A 13,704-nucleotide genomic window follows, 5' to 3' on the forward strand; every position below is an offset into this window, starting at 1 on the left:
TTTCGGGAAGGATTTGAGCGATGAGCCTTTCAGCCAACGAGATGGAGCTTCGGGAAGAGGCGATCCGGGCGCATTACGAGGCCGCGGCGGGGATGCTGCAGGGGATCGACCACACGCCACGGATCGCGAAGCCCAAGGAGGGCGCGGCGGCACCGGCGGCGGAGCGCTCGCCCGGGATCGGCACGCGGCGGCGGTTTCGCTCCACGACGCCGGGGCTGGTGACCGCCAGCACGGCGCGGCCCGAGGGGGTGCGGCTGGCCGACCGCATCGAGACGGCGGACGATGGCGACCCGCTGGTGTCGCCCACCCAGGCCACGGTGCTGCACGGGCTGCGGCGGGCGATTGCCATCGCGCTGGCGACCGGCGAGGCGTTCTCGGAGGCGACCGGGCTGGTGGAGCTGAAGAAGGAGAACCTGGAGGGCCGGCTGCCCGAGGCGCGCAAGGCGGAGTTCGGCGAGCTGCTGGCAGCCGAGGCGCTGGCGGTGATGTACTCCTTCGGGAACGCGACGAGCTTTCTGCTGGCCCCCTCGGCGACGGAGGCCAGCGTGGAGATCGGGGCGGTGGAGGAGGTGCTGACCGACAACGCGCCGCTGGCGCTGCACGGGTGCCTCTGGGAGCTGGACCAGGAGCTTGCGGTCTTTGCCACCGAGGAGGGCAAGCTGGTGGCCACGGTGATGGCCTATGCCGAGCAGCTGATGGAGAAGGTCGCCCTGCGCGGCCAGACCGCCCCGCGCGTGGGGGCCTTTACCGGCGCGAGATACCGCGTGGAGGCCGACGACCTGACGATCGCGGGCTTCACCCCGGCGCGCAAGGCCAAGGGCAGCACGCTGGTGATGCAGTTCAAGAAGCCCAACGAGGTGGTCGGCAACCATATCGCCAAGTACCAGTCGATGCGGCTGGCGAAGATGATCATGGCCTATGACTTCGACCGCAAGCTGAACCCGTTTGTCGAGCTGGGCGGTTTCATCTTCACCTTCATGGGCGACGGCGCGCCGGGCACCGGCAAGACGACCCTGATCCAGATGATGGCCGGGCTGGTGAGCGAGTATTGCGGCAACGCGGGCTACCCCTTCCGCTACCAGAACTTCGGCATCGACAATATCGACAGCTACCAGGGCAAGTCCGGGCAGAACGCGAAGGCCTTCATCAACAACGTGCTGGACCCCTCGGTGATCGGGTTCGGCACGGTGGACGATATCGACCAGATCGCGGGCAAGCGCGGCGACCGGCAGAGTAGCGCGGGCCAGCAGGAGGTGACGGCGGTGCTGATGGAGGCTTTCGCCGGGGCCAACACGGTTGTGCGCGGCAATTGCACCTTCGGCATGTTCTCGAACTACCCCGAGAACGTGGACGATGCCTTGCGGCAGCGGGCCGGGGCGCGGTTTCTGGTGGACGGGCCGCAGACGCGGGATGACTACATTGATATCCTGTATCTGCTGATGGGCAAGAACCACGACTTGCCGCTGGGCGAGCACGAGGCCTATGCCGCGCAGGAGATCAAGAAGGCGGTGGCGGCGAGTTTCGAGGGGCATTCCAAGCCCCATGAGGAGGGTCTGCTGGTGGTTTACGAGAAGGTGCGCGGGCAGATCGGCGAGCTGGACACCATCGCCAAGGTGGGGACCTACCTGAAGGCGATCCAGGAGGCGGACGAGCGCTTCACCGGCCGGGCGATCAAGAACATCACCGACGCGGTGAAGGTCCGCGCGATGGACTTCGAGCTGCCCGACGAGTGGATGGAGGAGCCGGAGCTGTTCCTGTTCAAGCCCTATGACGAGAAGCTGGGGATGGTCCGCGAGCTGCGCCAGCCGATCACCATGGAGATGGTGATCCAGGAGGTGAATAGATACGCGGATTCCGAGTTCCGGTATGCCGACAAGAGTGACGAGGTGGCCATCGAGGGGATGGTGCGCGACTTCGGGCGGCAGGAGGAGGCGAAGCGGCGGTATTTGGAGGGGAAGGGATAGATGGCAAAGCAGAACCGCAAGCAGTTCATTCTAGAGAATAATGCGACCTGCAAGAACTGGAATTGGAGTTGGAGCTTCGTTAATCACGACGCCAAGATTGTCATTTTCGGCGCATGGGATGTGGCCACACGCGGAACATCGAAAATTATTCTAAACGAAGATTGGGTAGTCAACAAAGCGACCCAGCGAAAAAACAATGGATACCCGGAGGCGCTTGAATACATCCGACTAGTCGAACAAGCGGGCTACCGACTTCAGACTTTTCCGATGACTCATTCCCTCGTCGACCCCAAGGTGCCGGACGGGCACGCAAAGATAAGAGATTTTGAACCCGTTCTAAGCGATGCGCAACTTACAAAGGACGGAAAATACTGGCTCGCACTACCGCTCGATGGCAACATTGTTTTCTCTGATGAGATTGGTGAGGCGGAGACGGACGCGCAGATTTTCAGCGAGGGAAAGCAAGTTCTGATAACGGTCAGTGCTACTGAGAGATCAGCCAAAGCCAGGGCAGAGTGCTTGAAGCTGAAGGGTTACGACTGTTCGGTTTGCGAGATTAATTTTGGCAGGCACTTCGGGGAAATAGGAGTTGGATTTATCCATGTCCACCACCTGAATCAAATCTCCGAAAAAAAGGGCGAGTATCAGATCAAGCCCCTAGATGACCTTGTGCCCGTATGCCCCAACTGCCACGCCATGCTGCACAGGAAGACGCCCCCTTACTCCGTTGAACAGATGAAGGCCATTATTTCTGCCGCGCGAAAAGAGAATAAGCAATGAAACGCCTCATCTCCCGCGGCCTGATGTTCGGCAACCTGATCGAGGTTGCCTCGCCTGCGCTGATCGACCGCTACAACCGCGCGCTCCACAAGCTCACCGGCAAGCGCACCGAATTGCCGGACTTCCACGTCGATATCTCCGGCTTCTCCCCCGAGATCGCCTTCGAGTTCGATGACCTGCTCTATCTCAACCCCAACGGGGTGAACCGGCAGTTCATCCTGCTGACCACGGCGCAGAAGACCGCGCCGCTGCTGAACGCCAAGTTTTCCATGAGCCGCGGCATCCTGCGGCAATTCATCGAGGAGAACGAGGCGCAGCTTTTTGCGCTGACCTCCCGCGATGCCGTGCTGGGCGAGCTCGACAACACCGTCTTCGAGCTGAGCGAGCCGTCGCGGCTCTATGACATCCGCAAGATCACCGTGCGGGCCGATACGACCTCGGGCCATATCGAGCAGGCGCAGGACCTGGCCGAGAAGATCGCCACCTTCAAGAGCAAGCCCGACGCCTGGTGGGATGACGTGCTGATCGCCGAGATGATCAGCCTCGCCAAGGAAACCGGCGATGTGACCCGCAACCCGGTGACCTTCAAGGCGCCGTCGTTCACCCAGGGCAACTTCTGGACGGCGCATTTTGGGGGCTTGTACATCTTTCGAGATGTCGAGCACCCGGCGAGCATTGCCTGCGGGCCGAAGGGGCCGCTGGGCAAGCTGCCCACGCCCTACCTCTTCGATCTGGACGACCGGGCCGGGATTGCCAAGTTCCTGGAGCTGAACAATCTCGTCGAGCCGATCGTGAAGGCCAAAGGCACCGATGCGACGGCGATCCTGAAGCAGAAGATGGATTTCATCCTGGTCGACGTGGCCGCCACCCTGGGGCGCGACGTGCCCTCGCGCTCGCGGGGCGACCTGCGCAAGCTGGCGCAGACCCTGGGCAGCGCCCTGCCCCCGGAGTTTCACGCGCTCAACGAGCTGGTGCGCTGGGCCGAGCAGGGCGGCGCCTGGCCGAAGATCACCTCGAGCCACCCGGCCTATTTTTACACCCTGCGCGCCACCAACCACCCCGACCGCGACCTGATCAACCAGCTGCTCGCCGAGCTCTCCACGCTCGACGTGCGGCAGCTCTTCATCTGCCACAAGGAGCTGTTCTACGCCCTTTACCGGGGCTGGCCGGACGGCAAGAAGGAGTTCGTGGCCGATTTTCTGGCCCGCGAATACGCGGTGGACAAGGAGGGGGCACGGGCGGCACTCTTCGGAACCGGGGAAGAGGCGATGGAAGAACCGGCCGCCCCGCCCGACCCGAAGCCGCGCGTTTCCGACGAACGCATCCGGGTCGTCGGGCCCTGGGGCGCGGTCAGGAGGTAAGGCATGGGTTTGATACGGCTGGTCGTGGTGGGGTTCATCGTTCTGACGGTGATCTACCTCTGCATCTCGATCTACTCGCGCTCGGTCCGGCGGGAGAAGCTGGAGAACCGCTGGGCCGAGGATCACCCCGACGGGGGTGACCCCGCCGCCCGGACTGCCTATATCGAGCAGGGGATGACCCAGTATCACAGCGGGCTGCGCAAGAAGCTGATCCTGCTGGTCTATGTCATCCCGGTGATCGCCGTCGGCGTGATCCTCTACCTGACCAACGCCAACTGAGGGGCGACATGCGGATTTTGTGGCGAGCGATCAAATGGGCCTTCATCACCATGGTCGCGCTGATCTTCTTTTATGTGCTGCCCCAGCATGACGTGGTGCGGATCACCGGGACGGAGGTGATCCGGCAGGATTTTTCGAGCTTCAACCGGCTGTTCTACGCGCAGGCGGACTCGGGGGCCAATGAGTTGCCGACGCGCGACGTGCGGTTCATCCAGACGGTGAAGCAGAAGTCGTTCTTGCTGGGGTTCGTCCCGCGCGACAGCTACGGTGTGATGGTGTACCGCAACGAGGACTCGGGCTGGATCTGGCCGCCCTACTTCAAGTTCGACAGCTCGGACCTGCAGGCCGATGCGGCGGAGTACATCTCGACCACGGCGGCGCCCCAGTGGGTGCTGATCACCCATTACGGCTGGCGCAACCGGTTTTTCTCGATCTATCCGAACGCGATCGCGATCCGCCCGATCGACGGGCCGGAGCATTACTCGATCCCCTGGTTCAACATCTCCTTCTTCGTGCTGCTGGGGATCGGGCTGCTCTTCATCCGCGCCATGTGGCGGCAGTTCCGCGAGCGGGCGCTGGACCCGACTTTGGACGCGGCAGAGGACCGGTGGGACCGGGTGGAGGCCGCGGCCAACGAGAAGAAGGCCGGATGGCGGCGGTGGCTGGGCACCTGGAAAAGCAAGCCGCCGCGGTATTGAGGGCCTGAGCCGGCCCGACCGCGGCGCTGCCCGCCCTATGCGGTGGCGAGCCACGGCCGGACGTGGTAAGCCGCTGGCAAGACCCCACGCATCCCAGACAGATGGAGCCCCGCCATGGCCCGCCTCACGCCCGAGGGCAAAGAGCTTGTTGCCGAGATTGCCCAGCGCCATGGCGTTACGACCGGGGCGGTCGAGCATCTGTTGATGGCGCTGGCGGCCGGGCATGGCACGCAGGCGCAGTTCAACCATCCCGACCTTGGCGGGATGGGGCAATGGTCGATGGGCGGGATGACCATGGTGGGGGACATGTTCAACAACGCGCTGAAGGCGCGGGTGGATGCGCTCTGCTCGGAGCTGTCGCAGGCCATGGCGGAGCGGCAGGTGCTGGCGCACGAGCCGCGTCCGGCCAGCCATCAGAGCCAGTCGCAGGGCAGCGGCACGAGCCTCTTCGTGGCCGGCTCGGGGTTTGACGGCAGCTGGTGGCCGGAAGACCTGGGCGCGCCCTCCTCGACCGGGGCGCAGAACGACATGCGCTATGCGGTGTTTCCCGCCACGCGGCGGCTGGCGATCAGCGTGGCCGGGCGGGTGGAGGTGTTTGATACCGCAGACCACCACATCGGCGGCGTCTCGCAACAGCAGAGCGGCGACCAGTCGCTGACCTTCACCAGCCAGCACGGGCTGGTCAAGATCGCCGATCTGAAGAGGGTTGCGACGGAAGAGCCGGGGGAGGCCCCGGTGGCCGAGGACGCCGGAACGACCGAAGATGCCAAGGGGGACGCGCCTGAGCCCCCCGCCATGGCAGCGCCCCCCATGCCAAGCGCCACCAGCACGCCTGCAGCTGCGCCCGCCCCCGCCGCGGCCGGGGCCGCCAGCCCTTCGGCGGATGAGATCATCTCGCTGATCCGCAAGCTGGCGGAGTTGAGAGAGGGCGGCATCCTGACCGATGCCGAGTTCGAGGCAAAGAAGGCGGAGCTGCTCGGGCGGCTCTAGGCAGGGGCTTCGGCACGGCAAAGGGCGCGCAGGTCTCCCCGCGCGCCCCTCTCTTCTCACTGAAACCGGAGGCTTACGCCTCGACGGTCTCTTTCTTCGCCTCGATGGACTTGGTCTTGCCACCGGCGATCTCGATCCGGCGGGGCTTCAGGGCCTCGGGGATCTCGCGCACCAGGTCGATGTGCAGCATTCCATCGGCATGGGTGGCACCCGTCACCTTGACGTGGTCAGCCAGGGTGAAGCGGCGCTCGAAGGCACGGGTGGCGATGCCACGGTGCAGGTAGGTCTTGCCCTCGTCGCTCTCGTTCTTGCTGGCGGAAACGATCAGCGCGCCCTCTTTCACCTCGACCGAAAGCTCGGAATCGGTGAAGCCCGCCACGGCGATCGAGATGCGGTAGTCGTTCTCGTCCACCTTCTCGATGTTGTAGGGCGGGTAGGTCGGCTGGGCGACATCATTGGTGAAGACGCGGTCCATCAGGTCGGCGAAACGATCGAAGCCGACGGTGGCGCGGTAGAGGGGGGAAAGGTCGTAGTTACGCATGGGTATCCTCCATTGAGCGATATATCTAGCGTTGTCAGTCACATGCGCCTTCCCGAGGGGACAGGCGCGGGGTCTTGCGCGGGCCCGTTTGGCGCCCGTGCAGAGATAATGTGGGGGTGGGTCCGGCGGGTTTCAAGAGCGTCGTGAGGCTGTGGTGGCGCCTCGAAGGGAAGGCGCGCGGCGCGTTCAGGGCTGCACGAATTTCGGCCCGTTGCCCGGCTTCACGAAGCGTGCGCCGGTGGAGGAGGACGCCCCCACGACCAGCCGCTTGGCCGCGCCGTTCACCTGCGGAAACACCCCGCGCCCGGCCCGCAGGTCGGCCCGGAGCTGGCGCACAGCGGGCTCCACCCGCATGCCGAGGGAGAGCACCTTGCCATCTTCCCGCGCGCCCTTGGATATGATCGAGACGATCTCGGGCCGCCCCGCCGACAGGTCGAAGACCGGCGCACCGGAGGAGCCGAAGGTCACGTCGCAGGAGAAGGCCAGCGCGCCAAGGCGTTCGCCCAGAACGCCGCAGGCGCGTTGCAGCGAGAGCGCCTCTTCGCGGCCCTGCCCGTAGGAGGCGACGGCCACGCTCTCGCCGGCCCTGACCCGGCCGGAGATCCCGTAGGGCTCGGCATTGGCGGCGGCGATCGGCCGGTCGAGCTGGATCAGCGCCACATCGGCCATGAGCTGGCCGATCACGTCGTCGCTGACCGGGTCGTAGCCGGGCATCACCACGGCGCGGACGCCCTGGCGGGAGGCGATGTCGAGCCCGTCCCGGTAGCCGGCGCGGAAGGTGATGGCGCGGGGGTCGAGCCGGTTGCCGGCGCGGTCGAAGAGGCAATGGGCGGCGGTCAGCACGAGATCGGTGGAGATGAGCGCACCGGAGCAGAAGGAGCCGCGGCCAAGGTCGAGCCGCCCCACGGCCTCCCAGCCCAGCCCCTCGGAGCGGAGCGTCAGCCGGCGCAGGGCGCTGTCGGCCAGCGCGGGGGTGGCGAGGGCCAGCGCGAGGGCGGCAAGAAGGGCGCGGCGGATCATGGCTTCACGAAGCGCGCGCCGATCTCGCGCCGCTCCTCGCCCTGGGTGCCGCCCAGAAAGCGGACCGAACCACCCCGGTTGAGCACGTCGCTGCCGCTCGCGATCTGCTCCATGAGCACGGGCAGCACGGGGGCCAGCTCGGTGCCCAGCGCCACCGGGCGGCCCTCCATCGTGGCCTTGGCGGAGATCACCGAGGTCACCTGCGGCCCCTTGGCCCCGATGAGGAAGACCGGTGCCCCGGAGGAGCCAAAATCCACCGAGCAGGTGAACATCACCACGCCGCCGCGCCGGTTCATCACCTCGCAGCCGCTCTCGTAGGAGGGCGCCTCGGCGCGGTCCTGGGCGTAGCTGACCACGCCCACGCGGTCGCCCTGGCGGGGGGCATCGGCGGTTTCGAAGGGGGTGACGCGGATGGTGCGGATCGGGCGGTCGAGCTGGAGCAGGGCCACGTCGAAGGCGACCCGGTCGAGCTGGTCGCGCCCGCGATAGACGTAGTCGGGGTGGGAGACGGCCCGGCGGACGCCGCGGTAGGCCTCGGCCCGGCCTTCGCGCCAGCCGGCGCGAAACTCGACCTCGCCGATCTCGATCGGCTCGCCGCTCTGGGTGTGGTAGAGGCAATGGGCCGCCGTCAGCACGAGGTCGGGCGCGATCAGTGCCCCGGTGCAGAAGCTCTTGCGCCCCATCTCGAGCCGCCCCACGGCCTCCCATCCGCGCCCCTGGTCACTGGTGGAGAGCCGGGTGAGCCCGGTGTCCTGCGCCTGAAGCGGCAAGGCGACGAGGGCGAGCGCCCCGGCGAGAACGGAAAGGATGGATTGGCGCATGACGGTCCCGTACTGATCTTGCAGAGCGGAATAACCGCGCGGTGGGGCGATTTTGTGGCAAGCCCCGCGCCGCGCCCGCAAGCGTTGCAGGAAAGCACCGTCAGATGACATGCCCTGCCAGCGCGGGCGGCTTCGGCCCGCCGGTGGCCCAGTCGAGCAGCTCGACGATATGGACGATGGGCGTGGCCGTGCCCGAGCCGATCTGCATCATGCAGCCGATGTTGCCGGCGGCGATGATGTCTGGGGCCTTTGCCTCGAGCGTGCGCACCTTGCGGGCCTTCAGCTGGCCCGAGATCTCGGGCTGCATCAGGTTGTAGGTGCCCGCCGAGCCGCAGCAGAGGTGGCTGTCGGCCGGCTCCACAACCTCGAAGCCCGCCGCCTTCAGCAGCGCCTTGGGATGGTCCTTGATCTTCTGGCCGTGCTGGAGCGAGCAGGCGGCGTGATAGGCCACGCGGATCGGGCCGGTGCCCTCGGGGGCGGCGGCTGCGGCGTCGGTGCCGGCGATCTCGGACTTGGCGAGGTTGCGGGCCTCCACCGGTGCCTCCTTCATCAGATCGGCCAGCACCTCGCTCACATCCCTGGCGATCCCGGCCACCCGCGCGGCCTGATCGGCCAGATCGGTCTGGCGGAACATGTGGCCGTAGTCCTTGACCGTGGTGCCGCAGCCGGAGGTGTTGATGACGATGGCATCGAGCCCCGCGCCCTCCATCTCCGCCACCCAGGCGCGGATGTTGCGGGCCGCCGTGCCATGGGCCTCGGCCTCGCGGCCCATGTGGTGGGTGAGCGCGCCGCAGCAGCCCGCGCCTTCGGCCACCACCACCTCGCAGCCGAGCCGGGTGAGCAGGCGGATGGTGGCATCGTTGATGTCGGTGTTCAGCGCCTTCTGGGCGCAGCCTGTCATCAGCGCGACCCGCTTGCGACGGGGGACCGTGGGCGCAAAGCTCTGCGGGTCGTCGTTGCGGCTGACCGGGGGGATGTGACGGGGCGCCATCTCGAGCATGGCGCGGAGGCGGGCCGAGGGGATCAGCCCGCGGACCGGACGGCCGATCTTGGCGCCGAGCAGCGCCAGGCGGAACCGCCCCGGATAGGGCAGGATGCGGGCGAGGATCCAGCGCAGGGCGCGGTCCGGCAGGGGGCGTTTGTAATTCTGCTCGATGTAGGTGCGGGCGTGGTCGACGAGGTGCATGTAATGCACGCCCGAGGGGCAGGTCGTCATGCAGGCGAGGCAACTCAGGCAGCGGTCGATGTGCTTGACGGTGCGGGCATCCGGCACCCGCTCGTTCTCGAGCATGTCCTTGATCAGGTAGATCCGGCCGCGCGGGCTGTCGAGCTCGTCGCCCAGCACCTGGTAGGTGGGGCAGGTCGCCGTGCAGAAGCCGCAGTGGACGCAGGCCCGCAGGATCTCGTTGGCCCGCGCCGTGCCCGGATCGGCCAGTTGCGCGTCGGTGAATTCGGTTTTCATACCATCAGCCCCGGATTGAGGATGCCCTTCGGGTCGAACCTGGCCCGCAGGCCGGCGGTGAGCGCGGCCAGCGCGGGCGGCTCGGGGTGAAACCGGGGGATGCCGCCGCCCTGCCCCCGCACCCGCGTGGCGTGGCCGTCGAAGGCGCCCAGTTCCGCACGCAGGTCGGTGCCGGGCGCCACGGCGGCCCAGACCAGCGCGCCGCCCCAGTCGAGCAGCACCTTGGCCCTTTCGGGCAGGCGCGCGACGAGGCCGGGCGCGTCGGAGGGCTTGCAGTGCAGCCGCCACACGTCCTCCGCCCCGCCGGCAAAGCGCGCGACATCGCGGAACCAGGGCCAGTCGTGGCACTCGCTCACCGCGGTTTCCACCGCGCCGAAACGGCCCAGCGCCTCCTTGAGCCGCCCGAGGCGGTAGTCCACCGACCCCGCCATGCCCTCGATGCGGAGCTGGGTGGAGGGCTGGTCATTGGCCGAGAGGTCGGTGTGGCAGGCGGCGGTGATCTCCCAGGGCGTTCCCAGGGCGGCGCTCATCGCCGCCACCGCAGAGGCCACCGGGAGCCCCTCGATCGAGAGCACCCCGGCCACCTCGGGCTTCGGCAGTACCTTGAGCGAGACCTCGGTGAGCACCCCCAGGGTGCCGTGGCTGCCCGCCATCAGCTTGACCAGGTCGTAGCCCGTGACGTTTTTCATCACCCGCCCACCGTTCTGCACCACGCGGCCCGCGCCATCGACGAAGCGCACGCCAAGGAGGAAATCCCGCGCCGCGCCCACCGACACCCGGCGCGGCCCGCTGGCATTGCTGGCCACCACGCCGCCGATCGTGCTCTCTCCCTCGGTGCCCAGCAGTTCGCGCATGTCGGGCACCTCGAAGGCCAGCCGCTGGCCCTCTGCCGCAAGCGCCGCCTCGATCTCGGCCAGGGGTGTGCCGGCCTGGGCCACCAGGGTCAGCGCGCCCGGCTCGTAGAGCGTGATGCCCCGGCCCGCGTAGCGCAGCGGCTCGCCCTCGGCCACCACGCCGCGGGTGCCGCCGCCGCGCACCGAAACCGGCTCCGCCGCCGCTGCCAGCGCCTCGGCCAGTTCCGTCTCGCCGGAAGGCTCCATGATGCTCACCCTGTTCATTGTCTTGCTCTAGATGCTCAATTCCAACCGCGACACGCTCACGCCGCCCGATCCGGCGCGCGCCGCCGCCCGGCGGAAACCGCGAGCGGAAAGACCTTGGCCGGGTTCAGGATCCAGCCCGGGTCGAACACGTCCTTCACGTCCATCTGGGCGGCGAGGTCGGGGGCGCGGTATTGCACCTCCATCAGGTCGCGCTTTTCGATGCCCACCCCGTGCTCGCCGGTCAGGCATCCGCCGACCTCGACGCAGAGCTTGAGGATCTCGGCGCCCAGCGCCTCGCAGAGCTCCAGGTCGCCGGGCTTGTTGGCATCGAAGAGGATCAGCGGGTGCATGTTGCCGTCACCGGCATGGAAGACATTGGCGACCTCCAGCCCGTATTCGGCACTCATCTCGCCGATGCGGCGCAGCACGCGGGGCAGCTCGCTCACCGGGATCGTGCCGTCGAGGCACATGTAATCGTTGATCTGGCCCATCGCGCCGAAGGCCGACTTGCGGCCAAGCCAGATGCGGGCGCTCTCCTCGGCGGAGCCGCTCTGGCGCACCTCCACCGGGTTCAGCTCATCTGCGATGCCGCAGATCAGGCCGAGCTGGTGGTCGATTTCGGGCTCGGAGCCCTCCACCTCGACGATCAGCAGCGCCTCGCAGTCGGGGTAGCCCGCCCCGGCAAAGGCCTCGGTGGCGCGGATGCAGGGCCTGTCCATGAACTCGATGGCCACGGGCAGCACGCCGGCCTTGATGATGTTGGTCACGCATTGGCCGGCGACCTCGGAGCTGTCGAAGCCGATCAGCACCGGCCGGGCGCCCTCGGGCTTGGGCAGGATGCGCAGCCAGGCCTCGGTGACCACGCCGAGCTGACCCTCGGAGCCGCAGATGAGGCCGAGCAGATCGAGGCCGGGGGCGTCCATCCAGGGGCCGCCGACGCGGGTGATGGTGCCATCGGCCAGAACCATCGTGACGCCCAGCAGGTTGTTTGTGGTCACGCCATACTTGAGGCAATGCGCGCCGCCGGAGTTCATGGCGATGTTGCCGGCGATGGCGCAGGCGAGCTGCGACGAGGGGTCGGGGGCGTAGAAAAAGCCGTCGGCCTCCACCGCGCCGGTGACGGAGAGGTTGGTGCGCCCGGTCTGCACGTGCACGTAGCGGTCGGGGTAGTTGCTCTCGAGCACCTCGGCCATGCGGGCCACGCCGAGGATCACGCAATCGGCCGTGGGCAGCGCCCCGCCCGCGAGCGAGGTGCCCGCGCCGCGCGGCACCACCGGCACGCCCTGCTCGTGGCAGACCTTCAGCGCGGCGGCGACCTCCTCGGTCGAGGAGGGCAGCACCACGGCGAGCGGCGGGCATTTGTAGGCGGTCAGCGCGTCGCACTCGTAGGCGCGGACCTCCTCGGGCGCGTCGATCACCCCGCCGGGCAGCACGGCGCGGAGCCGCTCCACGATCCGGGCCTTGCGGGCGAGGATCTGCGGGTCTGGCTTGGGCATTTCCATGGCGGCGGCACCTCCCGTGCTGAATTGGTCAGAAAATATAACCAATTTTGCCATCTGGCAACCGCCGTGGGCGCGACATAGGGTCCGGCCATGGATCTGATGCCGCTTCTCGTCTCCTTCACCGCCGCCGACGCGGTTGCCGTGGCGCTCGTCATCGTGCTCTGGGCCCTGATCGGCTGGGTCGTCGAGCACCCGCCTGCGGGCAAGCCCTCGGTCTCGGTGCTGATGGCCGACTACCGCCGCGACTGGCTACGCGAGCATGTCACCCGGCAGCCGCGCATCTTTGACGCCACGATTCTCGGCAACCTGCGGCAGGGCACCACCTTCTTTGCCTCGGCCTGCATGCTCTCGATCGGCGGCGGGCTGGCCGTGATCGGCAACCCCGAGCAGCTGACGATGCTCGCCGAGGACCTCCAGCTCGGCACCACGACAACGCTGGCCTTCGAGGTGAAGATCGTGCTGATCCTGTTCTTCGTCGCCAATGCCTTCCTCAAGTTTGTCTGGGCGCACCGGCTCTTCGGCTATTCCTCTGTTGTCATGGGCGCGATTCCCAACGACGTGGCCGACCCCACCACCTACCCGCGCGCCGCCAAGGCCGCCGAGATCAACATCACCGCTGCCAAGAGCTTCAACCGGGGGATGCGGTCGATCTACTTCGCGCTGGGCGCGATCGGCTGGCTGGTGGGGGCCTGGGGGCTGATGCTGGGCGCGGTGGTGAGTGCCGCGGTGATCTGGCGGCGGGAGTTCTGGAGCCACTCGCGCGCGGTTCTGATGCAGCCCGATGTCTGACGGGCTTGTGACCCGGCGCAACGCGATTTCGTGCAACTGTGCGCCATGCGCCGGATGATCCTCTGCCTCTTCGCCCTGCCTGCCGCCGCCGACCCGGCGGTGGTCGACTCCGTCGACGCACAGGCTTCGGGCGGGGCATGGCGGTTTGACGTGACGCTGAGCCATGCCGACACGGGCTGGCAGGATTACGCCGACGGCTGGCGGGTGGTGGATGCCGACGGTCATGTGCTCGGCACACGGGAGTTGCTGCACCCGCATGTGAACGAGCAGCCCTTTACCCGGAGCCTGACTGGCGTGGAGATCCCCGAGGGCACCGAGCGGGTCTGGATCGAGACCAGCACCCGGCCCGAAGGCTGGGATGACGGGCGTTTCGAGGTAGAGCTGCCCTGAGGCGGGC

The 13,704-nt window shown here is 67.4% G+C and carries 14 protein-coding genes; 8 read left to right on the forward strand and 6 right to left on the reverse strand.

The genetic code is table 11. The annotated features are described in order from the left end of the window. The first annotated feature begins 20 nt into the window (after window positions 1-20). The 6 genes from BUR94_RS13330 to BUR94_RS13355 all read left to right on the forward strand — a co-directional run bounded on the left by BUR94_RS13330 (window position 21) and on the right by BUR94_RS13355 (window position 6,072). Window positions 21-1,964: an ATP-binding protein gene (locus BUR94_RS13330; protein ID WP_074256693.1), complete on the forward strand. Its 1,944-nt coding sequence runs from the start codon at window positions 21-23 to the stop codon at window positions 1,962-1,964. Next, window positions 1,965-2,744 (forward strand): HNH endonuclease, encoded by a 780-nt coding sequence (locus BUR94_RS13335; protein ID WP_074256694.1) that lies wholly within the window; start codon window positions 1,965-1,967, stop codon window positions 2,742-2,744. After that, the gene (locus BUR94_RS13340) at window positions 2,741-4,105 is read left to right on the forward strand and encodes a DUF6638 family protein (RefSeq protein ID WP_074256695.1); all 1,365 of its coding nucleotides are present in this window, start codon (window positions 2,741-2,743) and stop codon (window positions 4,103-4,105) included. The genes BUR94_RS13335 and BUR94_RS13340 overlap by 4 nt, the downstream gene beginning before the upstream one ends. 3 nt (window positions 4,106-4,108) lie before the next feature. Next, on the forward strand, window positions 4,109-4,384 hold the full coding sequence (locus BUR94_RS13345) for a hypothetical protein (protein ID WP_074256696.1): 276 nt from the start codon (window positions 4,109-4,111) through the stop codon (window positions 4,382-4,384). Between the two features lie 8 nt (window positions 4,385-4,392). After that, window positions 4,393-5,082, forward strand: a complete 690-nt coding sequence (locus tag BUR94_RS13350; protein WP_074256697.1) for a DUF1523 family protein — start codon at window positions 4,393-4,395, stop codon at window positions 5,080-5,082. A 114-nt stretch (window positions 5,083-5,196) separates the two neighbouring features. Further along, window positions 5,197-6,072 (forward strand): SHOCT domain-containing protein, encoded by an 876-nt coding sequence (locus tag BUR94_RS13355; RefSeq protein ID WP_074256698.1) that lies wholly within the window; start codon window positions 5,197-5,199, stop codon window positions 6,070-6,072. 73 nt (window positions 6,073-6,145) lie between these two features. Here BUR94_RS13355 and BUR94_RS13360 read toward each other — a convergent pair whose 3' ends face one another. The 6 genes from BUR94_RS13360 to BUR94_RS13385 all read right to left on the reverse strand — a co-directional run bounded on the left by BUR94_RS13360 (window position 6,146) and on the right by BUR94_RS13385 (window position 12,518). Next, complete coding sequence (locus BUR94_RS13360) at window positions 6,146-6,613, reverse strand: Hsp20 family protein (RefSeq protein ID WP_074256699.1); 468 nt, start codon at window positions 6,611-6,613, stop codon at window positions 6,146-6,148. A 186-nt stretch (window positions 6,614-6,799) separates the two neighbouring features. Next, window positions 6,800-7,633 carry a trypsin-like serine peptidase gene (locus BUR94_RS13365; protein WP_074256700.1) on the reverse strand — a complete coding sequence of 278 codons (834 nt, stop codon included), beginning with the start codon at window positions 7,631-7,633 and terminating at the stop codon, window positions 6,800-6,802. After that, on the reverse strand, window positions 7,630-8,454 hold the full coding sequence (locus BUR94_RS13370) for a trypsin-like serine peptidase (RefSeq protein WP_084193032.1): 825 nt from the start codon (window positions 8,452-8,454) through the stop codon (window positions 7,630-7,632). Before BUR94_RS13370 ends, BUR94_RS13365 begins: the two co-directional genes overlap by 4 nt. Window positions 8,455-8,554: 100 nt before the next feature. Beyond that, window positions 8,555-9,916 carry a glycolate oxidase subunit GlcF gene (gene glcF / locus BUR94_RS13375; RefSeq protein WP_074256701.1) on the reverse strand — a complete coding sequence of 454 codons (1,362 nt, stop codon included), beginning with the start codon at window positions 9,914-9,916 and terminating at the stop codon, window positions 8,555-8,557. Continuing rightward, a complete protein-coding gene (locus tag BUR94_RS13380; RefSeq protein WP_074257728.1) occupies window positions 9,913-11,016 on the reverse strand; it encodes an FAD-binding protein in 1,104 nt (367 codons plus the stop codon). The genes glcF and BUR94_RS13380 overlap by 4 nt, the downstream gene beginning before the upstream one ends. A 56-nt stretch (window positions 11,017-11,072) precedes the next feature. Beyond that, on the reverse strand, window positions 11,073-12,518 hold the full coding sequence (locus BUR94_RS13385) for an FAD-linked oxidase C-terminal domain-containing protein (RefSeq protein WP_074256702.1): 1,446 nt from the start codon (window positions 12,516-12,518) through the stop codon (window positions 11,073-11,075). Between the two features lie 90 nt (window positions 12,519-12,608). Between BUR94_RS13385 and BUR94_RS13390 the strand changes: the two genes are divergently transcribed. Further along, entirely contained in the window at window positions 12,609-13,307 is a 699-nt protein-coding gene (locus BUR94_RS13390; protein ID WP_074256703.1) for a DUF599 domain-containing protein, read from the forward strand. 45 nt (window positions 13,308-13,352) lie between these two features. Beyond that, window positions 13,353-13,697, forward strand: coding sequence for a hypothetical protein (locus BUR94_RS13395; RefSeq protein WP_074256704.1), 345 nt, complete (start codon window positions 13,353-13,355; stop codon window positions 13,695-13,697). Window positions 13,698-13,704 lie beyond the last annotated feature (7 nt).

This window comes from Vannielia litorea (assembly GCF_900142295.1).
GTDB lineage: Bacteria > Pseudomonadota > Alphaproteobacteria > Rhodobacterales > Rhodobacteraceae > Vannielia > Vannielia litorea.